Here is a 22,150-nt window from a genome sequence, read left to right as displayed (position 1 = left end):
AAAAATTTTGTATGTTGGTCCGGAGAAGAAAAAGCCCCTGCTGTTGGTGGCACGTTGTTTCTTCTCTGCACGATCTCGTCGATAATTTCTCTGAAGGAGCAGAATCTATGTCTTCGTATCAGCCTGCCGTCAAAAGATATGACGCGATGAAGTATAACCGATGCGGCCGTTCCGGCGTTCAGCTCCCGGTCGTTTCTCTCGGCATGTGGCATAATTTCGGCGGAGTGGATACGCTGGAAAATGCGCGCGCCATCATGAGAGCAGCTTTCGATGCCGGCATCACCCACTTCGACCTTGCCAATAATTATGGACCGCCCCCCGGTTCCGCCGAAGAGAATGTCGGGAAGATCTTGAAGGAAGATTTTTCTTCCCTCCGCGATGAGCTTATTATTTCGTCGAAGGCGGGGTACGATATGTGGCCCGGACCATACGGCGATTGGGGCTCGCGGAAATATCTTGTCGCCAGCGTGGACCAGAGTCTCCGGCGGATGAACCTTGACTACGTCGATATTTTTTACCATCACCGCCCCGACCCGAACACGCCGCTGGAAGAGACCATGGGTGCACTCGACTTCATCGTACGGAGCGGGCGGGCATTGTATGCCGGCATTTCCTCGTACCCCGCGGACCTGACCCGGCAGGCATCAAAAATTCTCCGCTCTCTCGGCACGCCGTGTCTCATCCATCAGCCCAAATACAGCATGTTCGAACGCTGGGTGGAGCAGGGATTGCTCGGCGCCCTTCGGGAAGAGGGAATCGGATGCATCGCTTTCTCTCCCCTGGCTCAAGGATTACTGACAGACAAATATCTTCGCGGCATTCCCCCCGACTCGCGCGCGTCGAAACCTCACGGGTTTCTCCGTCCCGAACAACTTACTCCCGAAAAGCTGGACAAGGTCCGCCGCTTGAACGAACTTGCCGTCCGGCGCGGTCAGACGCTGGCGCAAATGTCCCTCGCATGGGTGCTCCGAAATCCCGAGGTGACCTCCGTCCTGATCGGCGCGAGCAAAGTTTCACAGATTGAAGACGCCGTCGGCATCGCGACCCAGCCGCCGCTGGATAGTGACGAGCTGCGTACGATCGAACAGATCCTGAAACCCAACACATAAAATCCGATTCCTCTTGTCCGACAAACAGAAAATATTGGTCGCCGACGACGAACCGGGAATCACCGAAACCCTGGCGTCCGTCCTTGAGAAGAACGGTTTCGAGGTTGCGAAAGCGTTTGACGGAGAAGAGTGCCTTCAGAAAGCCCGGATCTCGAATTTTGACCTCGTCCTCCTCGACGTGCACATGCCGAAGCTTGACGGCTATGAGGTGATCAAACAGCTGAAGCACATGCCACAGTTTCGCTATACGCCGGTCGTGTTCCTCTCCGGCTTCAGCACGGCCCCCGATAATATCGAGTCCGGCTATAAATTCGGCGGCACGGAGTATTGGAAAAAGCCGATGCCGACCGAAGAGTTCGAGGTCCGTGTGCGGGCCATTTTGAGGATCGCGGAGGCGGAGAAACGGCTGAGGGAGATGCAGGAAGGCTTTACGTCGATGATCGTGCATGATTTGCGCGGGCCGCTCGGGGGCATCGTCGGCTTTGCCGAGATGCTCTCGGAGGACCGGTCGTCTTTTTCCCCGGAGATCGGCGAGCTCGTCGACGAGATCGCTAAAGCCGCGAAGATCATGCTCAATTTAGTGATGGACTTTTTGGAGATCACGCAGCTCGACACGGGTGAAGTGAAAATGTACCGGGCCGAAGAGAACCTCCTCGACGTCGTCGAACGGAGCGTCTCCGGACTCTCGAAAGTTCAGAAGGAAAAATCGGTCCGCGTAACGGTCGATTTTCCCAAACTTCCCCCCCTGATGATTGATCCGGACCGGATAGAAAAAGTGTTCACCCAGCTTCTCGAAAATGCGCTACGATTCACCCCGGAGCGGGGATCGATCGTCGTTGCTGCCGAAGCAGCCCCTTCTTCCGTCGTTGTGACCGTCCGCGATAACGGCGCCGGCATTCCGGCAAAAGAGATCCCAATGCTGTTCGATAAAATGAGGATCACAAGACCGGGAGCGAAAAGAGCGGGGACCAAAACGGGGCTCGGCCTTCCGATCTGCCGAGGCATCATGGAAGCGCACGGAGGGGGGATCGCTGCAGAATCCGTCGAAGGAAAGGGAACGACCATAACCCTGACGTTCCCACTGTAGCCCGCTCAGGATTCCCCCCGTCAAACCTGAATGAGCCGGTTGATCAGTTCGATGAGCTTTTCGAACTCCACGGGCTTCGTTGCATAATCGTCGCATCCCGCCTGCAGGGCCTGATCCCTGTCGCCGACCATCGCATGAGCGGTCAGCCCGACAACGGGGATATGCTTAAGACTCTCGTCCTTTTTGATCTGCCGCGTCGCTTCCCAGCCGTCCAGTACAGGAAGGCTCATATCCATAAGGATAAGGTCCGGCTTTTCGGAGCGGGCCATATCGATGCCTTGTTGTCCATCCACTGCGGTCACCAGCGTGTACCCGCGCCGCTGAAGTCGCCTGACCATCATGTCGCGGTTGATCTCGTTGTCTTCTACGACAAGCAGCTTAGCCATTCGCCGATCCTGGTTGTGAGACATTCATGAGTTGAGGGATAAGGGATGAGATCTGTTTCAGGATTTTTTCCGATGTCAAGTCCCCCTTCTGCAGGATTTTTTTCACGGCCCCGTTCAACTGCCGCCGTTCTTCGGCCGTCAGGTCCTTCGACGTGATGACCACGATCGGGATGTGTTTCCACTCCTCGTGGCTTTGGAACACGGCAACGAACTCAAACCCGTCCATCACCGGCATCATGATGTCGAGGAAGATGACGCTCGGCTGCTGCTGCTCCAAAAGTGCGAGGGCGGATCTTCCGTTCTCTGCGGTCTTCACTTCCCAGCCGGCTTTTTCGATCGCGCGGGATGCCATGATGCGGAGGTCTGGGTTGTCGTCCACGACAAGGATGTACTCGCTGGGGGCTTTCTGTTTGTACTTATCGATGACCTGCAGGATTTTTTCTTTGCTTACCGGTTTGATCAGATACTCCGATGCCCCGATGGCCAGGCCGAAGTTTTTCTCGTCCAGCATCGTATACATGACGACGGGGGTCGATTTGAGCACGGGGTCGTTCTTGATCTCCTGAAGAACGGCCCAGCCGTCTTTGCGCGGCATCATGACGTCGAGGATGATCGCCATCGGGAGAATTTCTTTGGCCCGCTTGATCCCTTCGTCGCCACTCGACACGCATTCGACCGCGTAGCCTTCTTTTGAAAGGTACCGGGCAAGAAGGTCCCTCACGCCCGGATCGTCGTCGATCACCAGCACAGCCGTGTTTGTCGGCACCGGGGAGGCCGTCGTCTCGACGGCCGGTTCTGCCTGAACCTTTTTCTTCTCAGGGTTCTCGATCCATTGGGGAAGCGTGACGGTGAATGTCGTCCCTTTGGACGGAACGCTCTCTACGCCGATGGAACCGTGCATCATGTCAATGAACCTCTTCGTGATCGCGAGGCCGAGTCCCGTGCCGCCGTACTTTCTCGTGGTTGAACTGTCCGCCTGGGAGAACTCTTTGAACAATTTTGCTATCTGTTCCTGGGTGAGGCCGATGCCGGTATCCGAGACCTTAATGACGATGTCGGCTCCCGAGCCGTTCGACGGCGGCAGCGCGCAGGCGGTGAGAGTGATCGTCCCGTTCTGTGTGAACTTCGAAGCGTTGCTGATGAGGTTGAAGAGGATCTGGCGCACCTTCGTATGGTCGAGGCGCACCGCAGGAATGTTGGGCGCGGCGTTCACCACGAGCGCATTCCCGTTCTTATCCATGAGCGGCTGCACGGTCGCGACGACCTCCTCGACGAGGGTGTTCAGCTGGAATTCCTCCACGTAAAGCTCCATTTTTCCCGCCTCGATCTTCGAGAGGTCGAGGACCTCGTTGATCAGCTCGAGAAGGTTTTTCCCCGCCATGCGGATTCTGTCGAGGTCGGGGCGGTAGCCGGTCTCGCCGGCGTCGCTCATTTCTTCGATGATCATTTCGCTGTATCCGATGATGGCGTTCAACGGTGTGCGCAGCTCGTGCGACATGCTTGCGAGGAACGCGCTTTTCGTCTTGTTCGCTTCCATGGCCGCATCGCGGGCTTTCTCAAGTTCGGCATTCTGGCGTTTGATAATTTCCATCTGCTCCTGGATCATTCGCTCCGCCCGCCTGCGCTCCGTGACGTCGTGGTCGATGCCGATCGTGTGAACCTTTCCCTGCATTTTGATCGGTACGGCCGTGTATTCGATGATGTTCTCTTTTTCGTCCGGCCGATTCCACGAGTACGCCCCTTTGAACACAGCGCCCTGCGAAATGGACTTCGTATTATCCTCGCTGAGCGAATTTGCGAGATCTCGCAATCTTCCGATGCGCAATAAATCTTCTCGTGTTCGTCCGGCCATCTCTGCATAACGGCCGTTGCAGTCGACCAGCCTGCGCTGCTCGGGGTCGGGATGCTCTTCAAAGATGCTGATCCCGACGAAAGCGTTGTCGAAAATCAGCTGCAGTTTCTCCGTGGTCTCCCGAAGGGTTTGCTCGGCGCGCTTGCGTTCGGTGATATCCTCTTTGACCGCGACGAAATTGAGGATAGCGTTGTCTCTGTTTTTTAAGGGGGAGATGGATGCCATTTCCCAGAAAAACTCGCCGTTCTTCTTCTTGTTGTGAAATTCCCCCTGCCATTCGTTCCCGGCGAGGATCGTTCTCCACAGCTTTTCGTAATCTTCCGCCGAGGTTTTCCCCGATTTCAGGATCCGGGGATTTTTCCCGATGGACTCCTGCATCGTGTAACCAGTGACCTCGGTGAACTTTGGATTGACGTATTCAATCGCCCCCTTCGTGTCTGTGATGACGATGGAGACCGGGCTTTGCTCGACGGCCAGAGAAAGCTTGCGCAGCTGCTCTTCCGCGGCTCTGCGCTCTGTGATATCGGCGTACTGGGCGATCACACCGACCTGCTTTCCGTCCATGTATATCGAGGTCGCGTGCAGCTCCACTTCAACGGTCGAGCCGTCTTTGCGTATGCGGGTGAGCTCGCGATGAATGTTTTCCTGATGCAGCGATTTTGCGGTCAAGCCCGTCCCCTCGGTCTTCTTCTCCGGAGGGACGATGAGATCGTCGAGGTTTTTGCCGACCGTTTCTGCAGGAGAATAGTTGAAAATTGATTCAAACGCTTTATTGCATTTTTGAATCCGCTGTTCTTGATCGAGCGTAACAATAGCGATGGGAGAACTTTCGACGAGAGACTCGAGGTAGTGTTTCTGGTACTCAAGCTCGTTGCGGGCTTTCATGAAGTCGTTGATCTCCCGCGTGATGCCGACAAGGCCTACGATCTCTCCGTCGTCCTTTCGCAGGGGGACTTTCGTCGTTGACGTCCAATACAGGCGTCCATCCTCCAAACGGCGGCTCTCTGCCATCCCGATGATCGGCTCCCCGGTTTCCATCATGCGCCGGTCCCTTTCGATCGTCCTTCTGCCGAATTCTTCGCCGAACAGTTCCACGTCGGTTTTGCCGACCGCATCGCGGATCCCGGTTGCTCTCAGATCGTTCGCCATTTTGCGGCTGATGCGAAGGATCCGGCACTCCCTGTCCTTGAAATAGATGCTGTCGGGAACGCTATCCATGAGCGCATCCATGAGCCATTTTTCGTGCTGCAGGGCATCCTCTGCCTCTTTCCTTTTTGTGATGTCCCGGCCGATGCCCACGATGCCGACGATATTTCCTTTTTCATCTTTGAGGGGGAGCTTGGTGGTCGCGAGCCAGCGTTTCTTCCCTTCCTGGTCAATGAAGTATTCTTCCCGGTTCGCGACGGGGATGCCGCTTCGGATGATCGATTGGTCATCCGCGAAGAATTTCTCCGCGATCTCTTTCGGGAAGAGGTCGAAATCGTCTTTGCCGAGAACGTCGGCTTCCGAGTGCAAGCCAATATTGTGTACGTCGACGATGTTGGCGATGGTTTTCCGGCATTCCAGATCCTTGGCATAAATTGCATCGGGAAGATTGTCTATGACGGTTCTGAGCAGGATGCGTTCTTGAAGATGTTTTTTCTCAAGGTTCTCGAGCTTCTTGACTTTCCGCCGGAGTGTTTCGACTTCGTTCAAAAGCTCCGGTTTGCTCTTATTCTTGTCTGACATTGGGTATCTCCATGGTTGCGTCCGAGCGGCGGCACCCTAACTTAAGCGCCGGGTAACGCGTTGAATTTCTTCCACCGTTGTAATGCCGGCGATCGCCTTTTGCAGTCCGTCGAAATGCATGTCCCGGAATTTATTGTCGATGGCGAGCTGCCGGAGTTTGCTCGTTGTGACCTCCCCGTAAATGACGTCGCGCATTTCTTCCGTCACGATGAACACCTCATGGATGGCAATGCGCCCCTTGTAGCCCGTGCCGGTGCAGAACGAGCATCCTTTTCCCTTGAAGAGCGTTGTCCCTGCCGGCAGGCCGAGGAGCCCGGCCGATTCAAGTTCCTTCGCGTCCGGTACGTATTCTTCTTTGCAACGCGCACAGATGCGACGAACGAGGCGCTGCGAGATCACGCCGATGACCGATGCGCTGACCCAGAACGATGCGATGCCCAGATTGACCATGCGGGAGATTGCGCCGATCGCGTCGTTCGTATGAAGCGTGCTGACGACGCGATGCCCTGTCAGCGCGGCCTCCGTCGCTATCAAACCGGTCTCTGCGTCCCGTATTTCGCCGACCAGGATGATATTCGGGTCCTGCCGGAGGATCGCCCGGAGCACCGAGGCGAAGGTCAATCCCCGTTCCGGCGTCACCTGTACCTGGTTGATGAGCGGAAGCTTGTATTCGACAGGATTCTCGACGGTCGTTACGTTGATGGAGATATCTTTCAGCTCGTTCAGCGCGGAGTAGAGCGTCGTCGTTTTTCCGCTGCCGGTCGGCCCCGTGACGAGGATGATGCCGTTCGGCAGGGCGAGCAGCGAACGGAACAAGCGGAGGTTGTTTTCTGTGAAACCGAGATTGTCGAGATCGATCATCATCGACGATTTGCCGAGGAGGCGCATGACGATCTTTTCGCCGTTGAGCAGGGGGAGGCTGTTGACGCGCACGTCGAATACACGGTCGGCGAATTTCAGCGTGAACCGCCCGTCCTGCGCGATCGTATGCTCGAACATATCCATGCCCGACTTCGACTTGAGCACCGACGCCATTCCCTGGTGAAAAGAAAGAGGAAGCGAGATCTCGCGGTGCAGGACCCCGTCCACGCGAAACCGGATCATCAATTCTTCGTCCATCGGCTCGACGTGAATGTCGCTCGCCCCCGCTTTGGCGGCGCGCAATAGGAGCTCATCGGTCAGCTGCGCGATCGTCGGATCGGCCGTTCCGTCGAGCCTCTGGTGGACTCCCTTGCCGGAATGAATGTCGTAGTGTTCCAGCGGAAGCGTTGATTTGACCGATTGGAGCCGGTCGATGGCGCCGTGGTACTTTTTCATCGCGGCGTCGAAATCGGCATACGTTGTAAAGACCGGCAGGACTCTGTGTCCCGTCAGCTGCTGGAGGTGTTTGACGATCTCCTTGCTCGGCGGATCGATGAAGGCCATCGTCAGCTCAAGGCCGATCAGGAAAACGGGAAGCACGCGGAATTGCTGCATCTCCTCGTCGGTGAGAATCTGCTCCGGTGCGGTCTCGATCTCGTTTGCGATAGGCATACGTGCAAAGCCGAAGGTCTCGCTGAGTGCATCGGCGATCGTATTTTCAGGAATGCCGAAAACGGCCGTCAGCGCCCGTCCGACTCCCCGCTCCCGGGCAACGGTTTCAAATGTCCCCTTCTTGACATTCAGCGTCTCACGGCTTACGGTGCCGCGTGCGGCTAACGCTTTAAGAAATTGTTGATCTTCTGCTGTCATGGAAAAAGGTCAATTGAAAATTGAATCGATATCGTTCTGGGTCACACGCTCGGAGGCAGATTGTTCGTCCACGACCTGCTTGCGCATCTGCAGCAGCTCTTCGATTTCGTCGGGCATGTATTGCTTGGTCGCCCCCGTTTGAGGCGCACGTTTGAAGAGATGTTCGTTGGGGGATGCGGAAAGGGTCATGCCGCATTCGCCGCAGTATTTATCCTCCAGCTTCCCTATTTTGCCGCACCGCCGGCAAAGCGTACCCAACGGACTTCCGCAGGTCGTGCAGAATCTCTTTGCCTCGCTGTTGTCGGCCTTACAGTTGGGGCATTCCATGGCTTATCCCTTCATTGCGCGCTGAGCGAGAATCGCAAGAATCTTCACCAGTGTCTCGTCAAACTTTTCGCTGACGAACGGCTTCAGCAAATAATAGCTGGCCCCCGCTTCTTTGAATTGAATGACTTTTTCCTTTTCCGAAAGCGACGTGGTCATCACAACGAGGGCGGAGGGCTCGATCTTTTTGATCTCCTGAAGCGCGGTCAATCCGTCCATCTCCGGCATGATCGCGTCGAGGAACACCATATCCGGTTTCGAGGCCTTGTACCGCAGCAGGCCCTCGGCCCCGTTTACCGCAAGTTCGACCTGGGTTATTCCGCTGCGCTGAAGTAGTCTCAACAAAAGAATACGGCTGTGCGGCGAATCGTCAACCACAAGGGCTGTGTAGTTAAGAGGGGATGGTTTCATGCGAACTCCTGGGAATCATCACCGTATTCGTGCATCGATGTCAGTGATTCTTTGAAATAATAATGCGCTTGGTCAATATTCCGCAGATGGCTTTTTGTCGCCACGGCGGTGGTTAACCATGTTCACCTCTCCATAGAAGTGCACCAGTTCGACTGCACTTCTGCCGCAATAATCCTCACAAGACTCTTATAACTCATTTACCATGCCAGGAAAATTCGATTTTTCATCGTATGGCGCGGAGTTTGTTGATGGATGCTGACGCCGATCTAACTTCCGTCAGAGATGAATCTCACGGTCTTCGTCTCACGAAATGTCAGAAGCAATGGACAGGACAGGCGGGGCATTTGTGAAGTTACGACGGACCTGCGAAGGATTGGATGAAGTCTATTTTCTGTTAATAGGGGGGAAGAAGAAATTTGAAGTGATACAAACAGGGAAGTATTGGGAATTAATTCGCCGCTCTCGGTGAAGTAGATTCGATTCTGCCGTCGTCAGCCCAGCGAGCGGAGTATTCCGAGCTCAAGCCCGCGCAATTCACCGAGCGCTCTCATTCTTCCGAAGAGGGAATACCCGGGATAAATTCCTTTTCTGTTCCGGTCGGGGATCATGAGGTGGCCATGGTCGGGGCGCATCGGCATCCGTGCGTTCGGCAAACGCAGCTCGGCGCGGCGCTTTTGTTCCAGGAGAAGGGTTTTCATGACGCCGTAAATATCGATGTCCCCTTCAAGATGGTTCTCTTCAAGGAAATCTCCGTCCGAGTTCCGGGCGACGTTGCGCAAATGAACAAAATTGATCCGTTGCGCAAAGGTATTTGCCATTGCCACAAGGTCGTTCTGGTATCCTGCGCCGAATGATCCGGTGCAGAAGGTCAGCCCGTTGGCCGGGGAGTCGGCGGCGTTGAGGATCGCCCGGACATCTGATTCGTTTCGCACAACCCTGGGGAGGCCGAGCAGTGACCAGGGCGGATCGTCGGGATGGATCGCCATGAACACCCCGGCTTCTTCGGCCGCCGGAATGATCTCTTTGATGAATGAAAGAAGGTTGCCGCGGAGGCCTTCTTCGCTGATCTGCTCGTACTCCCCGACCGCAGTGCGGAATTCGTCCAGCGTGTACTCCTGCAGCGACCCCGGCAGGCCGAGGAGCACCGTTCGCTGCAATTCCTCCTTTTGAGGATGGCTGAGCTTGTCGAAAAAGTTCTTCGCGTCGGCGAGCTGCTTTGCTGTGTAGCTCTTCTCTGCATCGCGTCTTTTCAGAATGAACAGATCGAACGCCGCGAACGCCCGCATATCAAATTTCGTCGTGATGGAGCCATCCCGAAAGACCACTCTCAGATCGGTGCGGGACCAGTCGAGCACTGGCATGAAGTTATAGCACACCGTCGTGATGCCGCACCGGCCGAGATTTCTGATCGATTCTTTATAGTGTTCGATCAAGAGCCGGTAGTTGCCCGTCCATTTTTTGATATTCTCATGCACCGGAACGCTCTCGGCAACCGACCAGACAAGCCCCTCGGCTTCAATGATCTTTTTTCTTTTCAGGATGGCGCCGGTCGTCCAGGCATCCCCTGCGGGAATATCGTGCAGCGCTGTGACGATGCCGGTCGCGCCCGCCTGCCTTGCATCCTTAAGAGAAATCGGATCGTTCGGTCCGAACCATCTCCATGTCTGTTCAAAAGGCATTTGAATTTTGCTCTTCTATCACAGGTTTATATGTCTGCTTTATACCCCGCTGAACGCGCTGAACCCGCCATCAACGGCGATAATGGTGCCGGTGATAAACTTCGACGCGTCGCTTGCGAGCCATAACACCGTGCCGATCAATTCGTCGGGCTCACCGAGTCTCTTAAACGGAGTCATGTTGATGATCGTTTTGCCCCGTTCGGTGAACGACCCGTCATTCTTGGTGAGGAGCGTCCGGTTTTGTTCTGTCAGAAGGAATCCGGGAGCGATCGCGTTCACCCGAATTCCGTCTCCGAACTTCAGCGCCATCTCGACCGCCATCCACCGCGTGAAATTATCGATCGCAGCCTTTGCAGCCGAATAGCCGACGACGCGCGTGATCGCCCGGTACGACGCCATCGAGGAGAGGTTGATGATCGACCCCTTTTTCTGTTCCGCGATCGACTTGCCAAAGACAAGGGTCGAGAGGACAGTGCCGTTCAGGTTGATGTCGGTGACTTTGTTGAATTGAGAGATCTCGATGTCGAAAACGCTTTGGTCCAGCCCGATCGTCGCACCGGCAACATTCCCTCCCGCGGCATTGATCAGCACGTCGATGCGGCCGAATTGACCCAGGATCTTTTCGTTGGCGGACCGGAGATTCTCCTCCAGTGTCACGTCGCATTGAACGCTTGTTACCCCCGTGCTGATTTTTTTCAGCAGTGCTGCTTTCTTCTCCAGGTTTTCCTTGTTGCGCGCGAGAAGAGCGACCTTGGCGCCGGCGCGAAGCAACCCTTTTGCCATTTCGGTGCCGAGTATCCCGCTCCCGCCGGTAATGACGACAACTTTGTTTTCGACGTTGAAAAGCGATCGAAGATAATCCATTTCATCCTCTGTGTGAAGAAAACAGTGAATCGATTCAAAATATCAATAATCGGGACGGATTTCAAATGAAAAACGCCGGGGAAGAAGGGTCCCTTGGAGGGACGGAGCGAGCGAAGAAAACGGGGCGCGCTGCAGTCCTTCGACTACCGCCGCGATGCGTACTCGAAATTAGGACGCTACCGGAATCTGAGTGTTGTCACCGTTCCACACTTGGAGCGTTTGGCTGATGGTTCTCTTGTTCCCAAGCTCCGATCAGGACCGGTGGGAGCGAGGGGGGATATTCACAAGCGGTAACACTTCCGGAGGCTGTCAAATATTGCATTGAAGCATTCTTCGGTGTAACTTTCTTTATTGTGCTGAAATTCTCACCGAAATAGCTGCCATGCATCAATGAGCGTTGAACTACATTTCAACAATCAACACGCGCACGTTGCGCCGGGGCCTTCGTTGTTCGAATGCGCCGACTCGCTCGGTGTCTATGTTCCTACCTCCTGCATAAAACAGGGGAAGTGCAAAGAATGCCTTGTCGAGGTTGTTGAAGGGATGGAATTGCTTTCGCCGAAAGCTCCGCAGGAAAAGCATCTCAAAGAGAATTTCCGCCTATCATGCCGCGCCCGTATCGTCAAGGAATCGGGAGTCCTCCGCTGCCACACGATGCGCCGGGGAGAAATGAAAATAGAGGGGCAGGCGTTTCACCTCCCAGCTGAATTGCGAAGCCTAAAAATTGACCCGTGCGTCACACGCTCGGACGGCAAAGTCTTTCTCGATGGCAAGGAGATCGAGAGCGCCGCCGGCCCGGTCCACGGCCTGGCCCTCGATCTGGGCACCACGACCATTGTTCTCCGTCTCCTCAACTTGGAGACGGGGGAGATCGTTGCCGATACGTCGTTCGAAAATCCGCAGCGCTTCGGCGGCTCCGATGTCATGTCGCGGATCCACTACGACACTGAACACCCGGATAAGATCCTCCAGCGGACGCTCGCCGGATATCTTACCCACGCCATCGAAGATTTTCCCGTGGACCCCCATTCCATTTACGAAATGGTCGTCGCCGGCAACTCGACGATGCGGGATATTTTTTTCAGGCTGAACGTGTACTCGATCGGGCAGAATCCTTACCAGTCGATCACCGAGCTTGAACTAAAAAAGGGGGAGCGAACGACGACAAGCGTCACCGGCAGGCCGAAGCGACTTCTTCTTCCGATCAACCCGAGAGCGCGCATCTATGGAATGCCGGTCATCAGCGGGCACGTCGGAGCAGATGCGGCGGCCTGCATGCTCGCCATCGACCTGGCGAACGAATCGCGTCTCGTCGCGGTTATGGATATCGGCACGAACACGGAACTGATCGTGGGGAACAAGGAAAAGATCTTTGCCGCCTCGTGTCCGGCCGGACCGGCGTTTGAAGGGGGGAAGATCACGAGCGGGATGCCCGGCCTCCCCGGCGCCATTGAGAAAGTTGTCGCGCAGCCTGACGGCTCTTTCGCGCTGGATGTCATCGGGAATGTTCAGCCGGAGGGAATCTGCGGTTCGGGATTGATCGATCTTCTGAGCGAGCTGATCAGGACAGAGCGATTAAATAGACTCGGAAGGTTTGAGCTCGGGGAAAGGGAGATCGTGCTCAGCGAGACGGGCGAAGATAAAATATTGTTCACGGAAAGCGACATCAACGAGCTTGCCCAGGCAAAAGGGGCGAACGTTGCCGGGCTTCATGTCGTCTTTAATAGATACGGAGTTCGGTTCGACGAGCTCGATGTCTTTTACCTTGCCGGCGGTTTCGGACGGCATCTCGACGTCGAATCTTCAAGGAGGATCGGCCTGATACCGAACATCGATGCATCGAAAATCGTGCAGGTGGGGAACGCTTCGATCGAAGGGGCTACGATCGCGCTGCTGTCGCGCACGAAACGAATGGAGCTTGAAGGTCTTGTAAAGCGGGTCGTTCACTGCCGGCTGGAAACTGACCCGAATTTTTTCGATTATTTTGTCGAGGGATGTCAGTTCAAGCCGATCGACACTTTAAATGCGCTTTCTGAGGAACGGAATAATAAATAGAGTATGCCATCGGTAATGCTCGAGAAGATCATAGACATATCGCCCGAGGTCGACGTTCCGGATTCCGAATTCAAACGTCTTCTTGGATATCCCCCCGGACATGAGGCAGGGGAGCGGGTGGAGGAGCTGATGGAATCGACCAAGAGATGGTATGCGGAAAACGGGAAACCGTGGGTTTATGCGCGGCAGGCCGAATCACTGGAATTAATAAGCGATGGAGTACGTATTGAGGATGGCGAATTTCATTCTTCCCGGCTTTGTGCTCAACTCGACGATGCACGGTCGGATGGGGTTTTCCTTGTTGCCGTAAGCGCCGGCAGGAATTGTGAAGAACGGGCGCGGCAATTTTGGGATCAGGAAAAGCCGGACGAATATTTTTTCACGGAAGTGTACGGTTCCGCGGTCGTCGAGAACTTGGTCACCAACATCGGTGCCCGCTTTTGCGAATGGGCCGACGGATGCGGCAAAGCGATCCTCCCGCATTACAGTCCCGGCTATCCCGGCTGGGAAATTTCCGACCAGCGTCATTTGCTGGAGCTCCTCCGTCAGAGGAACGGCAGGGATTTCCCCGGAGAGATCAACGTGCTCGAATCGGGAATGCTTCAACCCAAGAAATCGTTGCTCGCGGTCTTCGGAATCACTTCCCATACTGAGGCCGTGCAGCGGCTCACGTCGTTGAACCCGTGCGGCAATTGCTCGTTCCACCCGTGCCGGTACCGGCGCACACCGTACCGGAATTCAATTCCGCAACTTGAAGATGTTCGAAACCTTCAGGGACAGCCTCAGAATAATGGGAGTTCCGCGGCGCGGCCGGCGGTAAATTATCTCACAAATCCGCGTGCGCTCCGCAAATGGTCGGAGGAACGGCTGCACCTCAGCGTTCTCGATGACCGCTCGGTGGAAGCCCGCTTCCGGTACGAAGGGACGACATGTTCCAATATGGGGCGAACATTGGAGTTTGATTATCATATCAAACTCGTTCCGACGGTTGAAAGCTATACGATCGTCGACGTGCGCTGCGAGCCGGCTCCGGGAGACGCCGGGCATACGCTCATGTGCCAGTATCTCGAAAATCCGCGGCGGCTTATGAGCGAGATCGCCGCTGAGCGCCCTCTCGTTGGAAAGAGGCTCGACGATGTCCTGACGTGGAAGCGCGAATACAATCCGTCGGGCTGCTATTGCAGTTCCGAAGGCCGGGAGTATAAATGGGGACTCGTCTTTGAAGTTCTCCATTACGCATTGACACGGCAAAATAAACTGGCTTGACAGATTCTCTACGTAATAATGAAGGAAGGATAGATTATGGTAAAGCTTTGCGACTTGAATCAGACGGCAAAAGAAAAACTTCCGCCCGCAACGCCGGACAAATCGGGTATCGGGGTTCATTATATCGATGCGTACATCAAACCGATGAACACCAAGCTTGAAAACGACATCCGGGTTTCGTGCAAGCGTAAAGGGCTTAAACTGACGCTGACCGTCGGCACAAAAAAAGGGGAGGGGTTGATGAGGAGGCTTGATGTCAGCCGCGACCCTGTGGTCATGCTGCAGGCGGCTCTTCAGGAGGCGGCAAAAGGAGCGGGTGTTGAGTTGAAGATCACCGAGAACGAGATCTTCGTGACTCCCTGAGCGGTCAGTAAAAGAATTCAGAGACCGTGAGGATCGGCGGACCCATTATTGTGAAAAACCGCACCGTCAAAAATCACGTACTTCTCCTTTTTGAGGTTTCCGATGCGGTCGAGCGGCGAATGCCGTGTCAGGATGAACCGGGGCCGGTATCCCGGTTTGATCAGTCCGAACTTTTCCTTGAAGCGAAGGCGATAGCTGCTGTTCCCTGTAGCACAGCGGAGAACCGTTAGGGGCGAAAGGCCTGCCCTTTCCATCAGGGACAATTCCTCGAACAATCCGAGGCCATGAGGCACGCCGGCCGCTCCGGCATCGCTCCCCGCAACGATCTGCACGCCGAGCGAATCCCCCCTTACCAGACTCGTGGAGTGTTGGTCCATAATTTTCTTCAGAGTCGAGACTATTTTTTCATCCCATCCAAAACGGCCGGCATGGTCAATTTGTTTTTGCACGGGGGCGAAGGTCGGCGCCCAGGCAATTCCCATGTCCCGCATCCGTTTCAGCTGGTCGTTGCGGATGAAAAACCCGTGCTCGATCGAGTCGATTCCTCCTTCGATTGCGTTCTCGATTCCGAGGTCGCCGGTGGCATGGGCCATCGTTTGTTTCGAGAATTCCTTCGCTAATGTGGTGAACTGCTTAACCTCATCCGCCGTCAATTGCGGTTTCTTGCTGACCGAGCCGCTTTTGAAATCGATCACATCCGAAACGATCAGCTTTATTCTCTCCGCCCCGCTCCGGATGTTTGAAAGGACACATTCCTTGAGCGATGGAAAATCCTCTATCGCTTCCGCCATGAAGCTTCCGTATTCACCCCGGTGATGGATCGCAGCGCCGGGGCTGTCGATGTATGGCATCGGAGAGTTTTCTTTGCTCGAAGTGAGCTTGTTCAGAGCAAGCCCGACGCCGAATTTGTCGCCGGCATCGCGCACGCCGCAGATTCCGAGAGAAACCAGCTGTCGCAACCGTTTCTCGGCTGCTTCAAACATCTCCCCGTCAGATCGTTTGAGGAGCAACGCTCTCTGCGCAGGATCGAGCTCTCCTCCTTCTAGAAAAAGATGTGCGTGCGCTTCGATAAGTCCGGGGATGAGTGTAAAACGGGGAAGCTCGAGGTCGGGACGCGTTTGCCCGGGCTTGAGAAGATCGGAGGGGGGAAGGTTTTTCCCCCCGGCTGCATAGAGAATGCTCTCGGCGTCGTAGACGATATGCGCATCGTGAATCGGTTCCTGCTCGCCGTCGAAGAGCGTGCCGACGCGAAGCCAGATTTTTCGCCCGCTTGTCGCGCGTGGTATTGAAACCTGTGATTCGCTATTCCCGTTCGCCTGATTCTGCATTGCTCCAGATTTCCATCACTGCTTCTGCCTGCCGAAAGCCCGCTGTCTCTCTGCTTTCCCCTTCCGCGGCTCTTCCCTGGTCTAGCGCATGCTGAAGCAGGGAAACCATTTTGTGGTCCGCCGGAAGCGGCTTGGGAAGGCTCTCGGGGTTCGCAATGGCGAAGTCGAGGCCCGCAGCGGTGGCGATCGTAAGGTATGCTTTTTCCAGATCGTGCCTGATGTGTTTCGGAGTCCCCCACGCAAAATTAGACAGCCCGACAGTGATATGAACTCCCTTAAGATCGTCATCCTTCCTGATGAGCCGCATGGCATCGAGTCCGATATTGACGAGCCCGTACGTATCTGCGCCGACCGGCGCCAGGCCGGGGTCGACGATAATCCTGTCGTTGCTCCGCCGGGCCTTGGCGGCGAGAAGTTCCACAAAGTATTTTACGGACTCGTAAACGTCCTGCGCGTTCAAACATTGTACCGAAGTACCGTTCAGAAAACGTTCGGACGCCATGACGACGACATAGGTGTCGTACTCAGCCACCAGTTCGATCATCTCATCCAGATGTTCGCGCGAAGCGGCGACTGAATTCAAGATCGGTGCGCCCGACCGCGAGCGGTCATAGTGTTTCAGCGCGACTTTGTGGTACTCGATAGACGGATTGTCGATGCAGATCGGCACAGAGCTGACTTGCTGAATGGCCGGGACAAGGTCCGGTAGGAAGCTGAGCATTTCCTCCGGACGTACCTGGATCTGCTGCGTTCCGTCGATGTTGAGGTCGAGAAAGTCGACGCCAAGCTCGGATTGGGACCGGGCGAGGCGCTGGTATCCTTCCAAACTCCGGGCACTGAACGCCGTTCGTGCCCGTCCGTAGGCGTTGTTGATGAGGTCTCCGATAATGTGCAATCTGTTCATATCCATGATTTCGTCCGTTTGTCCAATGTTAGGTTGGGTGGCCGCCGCGGGAGTGGTCTCTTCCAAGCCAAAAATTTGCCCAGGAAGATGTCCCGCGAAGCTCTTGATTCTGAATCACCGGTGCATGGCTCAGCATCGTTTCGACGTTGACTCCGTCATTCTTCAATCGCTCGTAGGCACGCAGCCAGATGCACTCCCCGTAACCGGCTACTTCGCAGCGTCCGTCCAATGTTCCGCCGCACGGGCCGTTGCGCTGGTTCTTCGCACACTGCGATTCGGGACAGAGGAATGCGATCTCCGGCAGCGAACAATCGCCGCAATCTTTGCATTGAAACAAGGCCGTTTTGCTCCAACGTTCGACCGTTCGCAGCGGCATCGGTCCTTGCTGAGGATTTTTTGAGCTTGCGGAGATCTTCGCGCCGAGATCTGTCAGCCATTTCCCCCGAGTGAACATCATAGCATGAGTCCACTGAGAGATACGGTACATCAAATTCATGGGCCGCCGGCTCGCAGAAACCGGGCGGTGAGAAGACGATCCGTCGGTTCGCATGTCCGAAGATAATTCTTCTGGGTAATAAAAGAACTCCTGCGGTCTGGAGAAGCCGATTTCCTTAAAGAATTGCACCCAATCGTTCTCTCCGAACGACCTCTCGATCTTAACGATCTTCTCGATCGCCGGATACTCGTACGCGCCGCCGAGGTATGCACCGCGGAAGCCCAGGTGACGGAAGATCGAAATCTGTTTCGCGGCCAATTCGTAGAAGAATGCTTTCCCGCTGTCGGCCGATCGTCCGGCGCGGAGACAGAGGTCGAGCAGCTGCGGCGTGACGACGATACCCGGAATTTTATGATCGTGGAAGAGCTGGGCGACTTTTGGGTTGAGGATATACACGTTCCCGATCAACGGGACGGACTTCATGCCGTTGCGGTCCATGTAAAGGCGGAGTTCCCGGTTTTTTTTTGAATCGTATCCGACCTGATTGATGATGAATTGCGCGCCGCACTCGACCTTCTTCCGAAGCTTCAAGTACTGCGGCATCACTTCCCCCTCGCGCAATTTGAAATTGGTCGCCACCGCGCCGACGAAGAACTCGGTCTTCCCGAACAGATGAGTCTCATTGCGTGTCTTGTTGCGGGGATCGTCGAGGCCGTTGTTCATTTTGTTCAACATGGAAATCAATCCGACAGAGTCGAGGTCGAACACCGGCTTCGGAGCGCCTTCGTTTCCCGCGACGGGATAGTCGCCGGTCATGGCGAGGATATTGCGGAATCCCTCGCTCTGGAGCTGCCATGCGGCGCTTTCCAGTCCGTTGCGGTTCAGGTCTTTGCAGGTAAGATGGATGACAACTTCTTTTCCGGCGTACAGAATCGGTTTGCCGAGCGCCTGCGGCGCAAGCTGCGGGTTGCCGCCGGCGTTGTCTGTCACGGAGATCCAGTCAACAAGTGGGGATTCGGAGAGTTGATTCGCGAACGACCGTGCCCGCAGCGCGCTCTTCTCGGCCATCGAACCGCGGATCGATACCAGCTCGATGCCGAGGAGAAAATCGTTCGTGTGATGCAATTTTTCCCGAAGAGTTTTCATGCATCGATCAGTCGATGGGGTACGCTTGAGCCGGCGGCCGGAGTTACACCGGGATTTTTGCCGCGCTCCGGTTGAATTCGCTGACGATCCGGCGGATTGCCAGCGTGTGTTCGGGAGTGCTGCCGCAGCACGAACCGACGATGTTCGCCCCCGCCTGAAGTACGGGGGGAACCCCGCGCGCCATGTCCTCCGGAAGTTGTTTGTAGACGGCTTTTCCTTTTTCGAGGACCGGAAGCCCGGCATTCGGCTGCACCATTGTCGGAAGAGAACAGGATCGGCGGTAGCGCTCGACAACAGCTGCGGCGCCGGTCATCTCCATCCCTGTTCCGCAATTCAACGCAATAATGTGTGCGCCTTTCAATTCAAGCTGACGTGCGGCTTCATCGGGAAGCACTCCCATCATCGTGACAAAAAAAGATTTGTCCGCGGAGAGATCGTACGCCAGCGATGCGATGATGCATTTCGAGCCGGCCGCTCGTGCGGCTTCCACGGCGAGGCCGAGTTCATCGAGCGAGGTCTGCGTTTCGATGATAACGGCGTCGGCCCCTCCTTCCACCAAGGCCCGCGCCTGTTCTTCGTACACGTTGTACGCAGTTTCCTGCGGGAGGTCCCCGTACGGTTCGAGGATCGCGCCGAGCGGTCCGATGTCTCCCAGCACGTAGCCGTCGATCTCGCCGAACGCTTCCCGCGCAATTGCGACCCCCGCCTTATTGATCGGGGAGACCTTGTCTCCATGGCCGTGCCGCCCGAGCATCGTCCTGCTGCCGCCGAATGTGTTGGTAATAAGACAATCGGCTCCTGCCTTCACATAACGCCGTTGGATCTCGAGGACCCGGTCCGGGTGCGTTAAATTCCACAATTCACCGCAGCCCCCCGGTTCGAGGCCGGCAAGCATTAATTGAGTCCCCATCGCGCCGTCCGAGACAAGTCGTCGCTCGAGCGCAGCCTCCTGGAGAAGTTTTTTCATCGTAGGATTCTCTGGAATATTTTCTGGTCGAAGGAACAGTTCAAGAAAGGAAAAACGATCAGCTCTGCCCGGCTTCCAATTCTTTTTTTACGGCTTCAGCAACCTCTTGAACCTCACCGTCGCGCTCCAGCTCGTCCCCCCATTTCCACTGCGCAAGATAATCGTCGGCGCCGGTGAGTCCCTGCGTTTGGGCCGCCTGGTCGATGAGAGCGACAAATTTTGAGTTCATCGCGAGCGTGACCTCATCGAAGTCGTCCCAGGCTTTCACCTGCGACGGAATATCCTGCCAATAAAGAATTTTATAGAATGCCATAGGCGCGGCTCCGCATCCATCAATGAGCGAGAAGCTTATTTTTGCGGATCGGCTTTTTTCCCCGCAAGCCGCAGGAAAAGGTCGACGGCGCTTGAAGCGTCCGCACCGTAGCCGTCGGCTCCTATCTCATCCGCGTACATCTGGCTGATCGGCGCTCCGCCGATCGCCATTTTAATATGTCCCAGTCCCTTTTCCTGAAATCCGTCGATGACAACTTTCATGTACGCCATCGTCGTCGTGAGCAGAGCGCTCATCCCGATGATGTCCGGTTTGTATTGATCCGCCGCCGCGAGGAATTTCTCTATGCTCTGGTCGACGCCGATGTCATAGACTGTGAAGCCGGCCCCTTCGGCCATCATGCAGACGAGATTTTTTCCGATGTCGTGCAGATCGCCGCGCACCGTTCCCATCAGCAGAATGCCGGCGGGCTTCACCGCCGAATCCTTCGCGCTGAGGAGCGGCTTCAGTACCGCCATCCCCGCTTTCATCGCGCGGGCGGCGATCAAGACTTCCGGGACGTACAAAATGTTGTGCTTGAAATCTTCGCCGACGACGCTCATTCCTGCGATGAGCCCTTCGGTCAGCACTTCCTGCACCAGCCGGCCTTCGGCGAGCGCGTCTTTCGTCATCTGCTCGACTTCCTTCGCCTTCCCCTCGTACAGGTATTGATTCATCAGCGCATAATCTGGCATCGTCCGTTCCTTTTCTGAAATGGTCAGCGCTTGGCGTTGTATTCGTCGAGCGCTTTCAGCATGGCCTGGATGTTCTCGCGCGGCATGCCGGGGCTCGTCCCGCCGCCGACCGAGAGGATGATCCCTTCGCCGCCGCTTTTTTCGAGGACCTCGAGCGTTGCGTCGCGCACTTCTTCGGGCGTGCCGCGGACGCCGATCTCCAGCGGGTTGACGTTCCCCATCAAACACATTCTGCCGCCCACGCGCGACTTCACTTCGGCGATGTCGGTCTGTTTACCCCAGTTCAAGACATTGAACCCGCAGTCGGGGAGATGGTCAAGGCACGCGCCGATCTCGGCGTCGTTATGATAGATCTTCACCCAGTCCTTCGGGAATGCATCGCAGATCTTTTTCAAGTAAGGGTGAGCGAACTCTTTGTAGTGTTCTTCGTTGATGAACCCGACAATGTCGTCCAGAATAAAAATTCCTTCGACCGTGTTTCCCATCGCTTTGTGCTGTGCTTTGAGCCAATCGATGATCAGGTTCGTGCAGAGGCCGATCAGCTTGTGAGCCCATTCGGGTTTTTCGACGATGTCGATCATGAAGTCGGTGGTGCTGCGGACGAAGCCTGCGGTGCATAACGGCCCGCGCGAAGTGACGAGCGGAAGTATCTCGCCGGTGTCGAGGATCCGCTGCCGCTGCATCCGGATGCGGTGGAGCGTCATCCCCATAAAAGCGTCGCTCTCGACCTCATAATCGGGAAAGCTCTCCATGTCTTCGATATGGTAGAGGGTGTGGTATTCGCTCGGCGTGTTGTCCTGCCAGAATTTTATTTTTGCCCCCAATGCCGACGGCTCGGCAGCCATGCCGTATTCCATCCACCAGGACGGAACGAAGATCACGTCGCGGAATTCATTGTGGATTTTCAGGTTCGACTGAAACCACAATTCCGGGTCGAGAAAGTAATCCATGTGATTCACGCCGAGGTAGCCGGGAATCCACGGGCTGTCGATGATCAGCGCCATCGGCACTTTGTCCAGCTTTTCGAGTCGTGCAGCCTTCTTGAAGGTTTGCCATTGTTCCGGTCTCATCACCGCGCTCCTTCGTCTTGTTTTCTGATGTTTGGCTCTTGCACTTTGAGGGAAAGATTCATAAATAGTCAGGCCGAAAGCTTGTGCCGACAAGTTCTTGAAAGTTCAATTTTGTAACTTTATAATTGTTCAAGATTTATCAATTCAAAAACTATTGAACCGATTCAATATGATAAAAAATACCTATAGATGTCAACCCCCCAAAGGGTATTTAATGGTCTTGTCCCTTTTTGTGTTCGCGGTTGCGGCCGGGACGTCGTTTGGGCAGGGGAAATTTCCGCCGGTAGAAAAGATGCCGTTTGGCAAGCTTGCCGACGGGCGTGAGGTCTTCAAGTATACCCTGATAAATGACACGGGAATGAAGGCAGAGGTCATCAACTACGGTGCGATCCTAACGAACCTGTATGTGAAGGATAAGACAGGCACATTAGCGGACGTC

General features: G+C 55.5%; 20 protein-coding genes. 6 read left to right on the top strand and 14 right to left on the bottom strand.

Annotation, left to right across the window (positions count from 1 at the left end):
* The first annotated feature begins 107 nt into the window (after window positions 1–107).
* The gene (gene mgrA, locus VMF88_10025; GenBank protein ID HTY11395.1) at window positions 108–1,109 is read left to right on the top strand and encodes an L-glyceraldehyde 3-phosphate reductase; all 1,002 of its coding nucleotides are present in this window, start codon (window positions 108–110) and stop codon (window positions 1,107–1,109) included.
* 13 nt (window positions 1,110–1,122) lie between these two features.
* The gene (locus VMF88_10020; protein HTY11394.1) at window positions 1,123–2,196 is read left to right on the top strand and encodes a hybrid sensor histidine kinase/response regulator; all 1,074 of its coding nucleotides are present in this window, start codon (window positions 1,123–1,125) and stop codon (window positions 2,194–2,196) included.
* A gap of 20 nt (window positions 2,197–2,216) precedes the next feature.
* Here VMF88_10020 and VMF88_10015 read toward each other — a convergent pair whose 3' ends face one another.
* The 7 genes from VMF88_10015 to VMF88_09985 form a co-directional block, all read right to left on the bottom strand.
* Complete coding sequence (locus VMF88_10015; protein HTY11393.1) at window positions 2,217–2,582, bottom strand: response regulator; 366 nt, start codon at window positions 2,580–2,582, stop codon at window positions 2,217–2,219.
* The gene (locus VMF88_10010) at window positions 2,575–6,162 is read right to left on the bottom strand and encodes a PAS domain S-box protein (GenBank protein ID HTY11392.1); all 3,588 of its coding nucleotides are present in this window, start codon (window positions 6,160–6,162) and stop codon (window positions 2,575–2,577) included. The genes VMF88_10015 and VMF88_10010 overlap by 8 nt, the downstream gene beginning before the upstream one ends.
* Before the next feature lie 36 nt (window positions 6,163–6,198).
* Window positions 6,199–7,893 carry a GspE/PulE family protein gene (locus VMF88_10005; protein ID HTY11391.1) on the bottom strand — a complete coding sequence of 565 codons (1,695 nt, stop codon included), beginning with the start codon at window positions 7,891–7,893 and terminating at the stop codon, window positions 6,199–6,201.
* Between the two features lie 9 nt (window positions 7,894–7,902).
* Window positions 7,903–8,220, bottom strand: a complete 318-nt coding sequence (locus VMF88_10000) for a zinc ribbon domain-containing protein (protein HTY11390.1) — start codon at window positions 8,218–8,220, stop codon at window positions 7,903–7,905.
* A gap of 3 nt (window positions 8,221–8,223) precedes the next feature.
* Entirely contained in the window at window positions 8,224–8,628 is a 405-nt protein-coding gene (locus tag VMF88_09995) for a response regulator (protein HTY11389.1), read from the bottom strand.
* A gap of 491 nt (window positions 8,629–9,119) precedes the next feature.
* Complete coding sequence (gene uxuA, locus VMF88_09990; protein ID HTY11388.1) at window positions 9,120–10,307, bottom strand: mannonate dehydratase; 1,188 nt, start codon at window positions 10,305–10,307, stop codon at window positions 9,120–9,122.
* 39 nt (window positions 10,308–10,346) lie between these two features.
* Entirely contained in the window at window positions 10,347–11,171 is an 825-nt protein-coding gene (locus tag VMF88_09985) for an SDR family oxidoreductase (GenBank protein ID HTY11387.1), read from the bottom strand.
* Between the two features lie 390 nt (window positions 11,172–11,561).
* On the opposite strand from VMF88_09985, the gene VMF88_09980 reads away from it, so the two are divergent.
* From VMF88_09980 to VMF88_09970, 3 genes are read left to right on the top strand one after another with little or no spacing between them, the layout of a single operon-like run.
* Window positions 11,562–13,226, top strand: coding sequence for an ASKHA domain-containing protein (locus VMF88_09980; protein HTY11386.1), 1,665 nt, complete (start codon window positions 11,562–11,564; stop codon window positions 13,224–13,226).
* Window positions 13,227–13,229: 3 nt separating this feature from the next.
* Window positions 13,230–14,492, top strand: a complete 1,263-nt coding sequence (locus tag VMF88_09975) for a hypothetical protein (protein HTY11385.1) — start codon at window positions 13,230–13,232, stop codon at window positions 14,490–14,492.
* A gap of 36 nt (window positions 14,493–14,528) precedes the next feature.
* Window positions 14,529–14,855, top strand: a complete 327-nt coding sequence (locus VMF88_09970; GenBank protein ID HTY11384.1) for a hypothetical protein — start codon at window positions 14,529–14,531, stop codon at window positions 14,853–14,855.
* A gap of 17 nt (window positions 14,856–14,872) precedes the next feature.
* On the opposite strand, the gene VMF88_09965 is transcribed toward VMF88_09970, so the two are convergent.
* Genes VMF88_09965 through VMF88_09935 form a run of 7 tightly spaced genes read right to left on the bottom strand, consistent with a single transcriptional unit; the run spans window position 14,873 to window position 21,711 of the window.
* Window positions 14,873–16,183: an amidohydrolase family protein gene (locus VMF88_09965; GenBank protein HTY11383.1), complete on the bottom strand. Its 1,311-nt coding sequence runs from the start codon at window positions 16,181–16,183 to the stop codon at window positions 14,873–14,875.
* Window positions 16,158–17,093: a dihydropteroate synthase gene (locus tag VMF88_09960; GenBank protein HTY11382.1), complete on the bottom strand. Its 936-nt coding sequence runs from the start codon at window positions 17,091–17,093 to the stop codon at window positions 16,158–16,160. Before VMF88_09960 ends, VMF88_09965 begins: the two co-directional genes overlap by 26 nt.
* Before the next feature lie 22 nt (window positions 17,094–17,115).
* The gene (locus VMF88_09955; GenBank protein HTY11381.1) at window positions 17,116–18,669 is read right to left on the bottom strand and encodes a methylenetetrahydrofolate reductase C-terminal domain-containing protein; all 1,554 of its coding nucleotides are present in this window, start codon (window positions 18,667–18,669) and stop codon (window positions 17,116–17,118) included.
* 43 nt (window positions 18,670–18,712) lie between these two features.
* On the bottom strand, window positions 18,713–19,636 hold the full coding sequence (locus VMF88_09950; GenBank protein HTY11380.1) for a homocysteine S-methyltransferase family protein: 924 nt from the start codon (window positions 19,634–19,636) through the stop codon (window positions 18,713–18,715).
* Window positions 19,637–19,694: 58 nt separating this feature from the next.
* Window positions 19,695–19,949 carry a virulence factor gene (locus VMF88_09945; GenBank protein HTY11379.1) on the bottom strand — a complete coding sequence of 85 codons (255 nt, stop codon included), beginning with the start codon at window positions 19,947–19,949 and terminating at the stop codon, window positions 19,695–19,697.
* 35 nt (window positions 19,950–19,984) lie between these two features.
* Complete coding sequence (locus VMF88_09940; GenBank protein HTY11378.1) at window positions 19,985–20,641, bottom strand: corrinoid protein; 657 nt, start codon at window positions 20,639–20,641, stop codon at window positions 19,985–19,987.
* Window positions 20,642–20,664: 23 nt separating this feature from the next.
* On the bottom strand, window positions 20,665–21,711 hold the full coding sequence (locus VMF88_09935) for a uroporphyrinogen decarboxylase family protein (GenBank protein HTY11377.1): 1,047 nt from the start codon (window positions 21,709–21,711) through the stop codon (window positions 20,665–20,667).
* Window positions 21,712–21,925: 214 nt separating this feature from the next.
* On the opposite strand from VMF88_09935, the gene VMF88_09930 reads away from it, so the two are divergent.
* A partial coding sequence (locus tag VMF88_09930; GenBank protein HTY11376.1) for a galactose-1-epimerase occupies window positions 21,926–22,150 on the top strand: 225 nt, incomplete at its 3' end.

Source organism: Bacteroidota bacterium (assembly GCA_035506275.1).
GTDB lineage: Bacteria > Bacteroidota > Ignavibacteria > UBA10030 > UBA8401 > JAGVPT01.
This window is presented reverse-complemented; position numbering and strand designations above follow the sequence as displayed.

What these genes read in the sequence shown, in the direction of transcription:
- mgrA (HTY11395.1), top strand. Translation starts at nt 108, where the DNA reads ATGTCTTCGTATCAGCCTGCCGTCAAAAGATATGACGCGATGAAGTAT.
- VMF88_10015 (HTY11393.1), bottom strand. Translation starts at nt 2,582, where the DNA reads ATGGCTAAGCTGCTTGTCGTAGAAGACAACGAGATCAACCGCGACATG.
- VMF88_10010 (HTY11392.1), bottom strand. Translation starts at nt 6,162, where the DNA reads ATGTCAGACAAGAATAAGAGCAAACCGGAGCTTTTGAACGAAGTCGAA.
- VMF88_10005 (HTY11391.1), bottom strand. Translation starts at nt 7,893, where the DNA reads ATGACAGCAGAAGATCAACAATTTCTTAAAGCGTTAGCCGCACGCGGC.
- VMF88_10000 (HTY11390.1), bottom strand. Translation starts at nt 8,220, where the DNA reads ATGGAATGCCCCAACTGTAAGGCCGACAACAGCGAGGCAAAGAGATTC.
- VMF88_09995 (HTY11389.1), bottom strand. Translation starts at nt 8,628, where the DNA reads ATGAAACCATCCCCTCTTAACTACACAGCCCTTGTGGTTGACGATTCG.
- uxuA (HTY11388.1), bottom strand. Translation starts at nt 10,307, where the DNA reads ATGCCTTTTGAACAGACATGGAGATGGTTCGGACCGAACGATCCGATT.
- VMF88_09985 (HTY11387.1), bottom strand. Translation starts at nt 11,171, where the DNA reads ATGGATTATCTTCGATCGCTTTTCAACGTCGAAAACAAAGTTGTCGTC.
- VMF88_09980 (HTY11386.1), top strand. Translation starts at nt 11,562, where the DNA reads ATGAGCGTTGAACTACATTTCAACAATCAACACGCGCACGTTGCGCCG.
- VMF88_09975 (HTY11385.1), top strand. Translation starts at nt 13,230, where the DNA reads ATGCCATCGGTAATGCTCGAGAAGATCATAGACATATCGCCCGAGGTC.
- VMF88_09970 (HTY11384.1), top strand. Translation starts at nt 14,529, where the DNA reads ATGGTAAAGCTTTGCGACTTGAATCAGACGGCAAAAGAAAAACTTCCG.
- VMF88_09965 (HTY11383.1), bottom strand. Translation starts at nt 16,183, where the DNA reads ATGCAGAATCAGGCGAACGGGAATAGCGAATCACAGGTTTCAATACCA.
- VMF88_09960 (HTY11382.1), bottom strand. Translation starts at nt 17,093, where the DNA reads ATGGATATGAACAGATTGCACATTATCGGAGACCTCATCAACAACGCC.
- VMF88_09955 (HTY11381.1), bottom strand. Translation starts at nt 18,669, where the DNA reads ATGAAAACTCTTCGGGAAAAATTGCATCACACGAACGATTTTCTCCTC.
- VMF88_09950 (HTY11380.1), bottom strand. Translation starts at nt 19,636, where the DNA reads ATGAAAAAACTTCTCCAGGAGGCTGCGCTCGAGCGACGACTTGTCTCG.
- VMF88_09945 (HTY11379.1), bottom strand. Translation starts at nt 19,949, where the DNA reads ATGGCATTCTATAAAATTCTTTATTGGCAGGATATTCCGTCGCAGGTG.
- VMF88_09940 (HTY11378.1), bottom strand. Translation starts at nt 20,641, where the DNA reads ATGCCAGATTATGCGCTGATGAATCAATACCTGTACGAGGGGAAGGCG.
- VMF88_09935 (HTY11377.1), bottom strand. Translation starts at nt 21,711, where the DNA reads ATGAGACCGGAACAATGGCAAACCTTCAAGAAGGCTGCACGACTCGAA.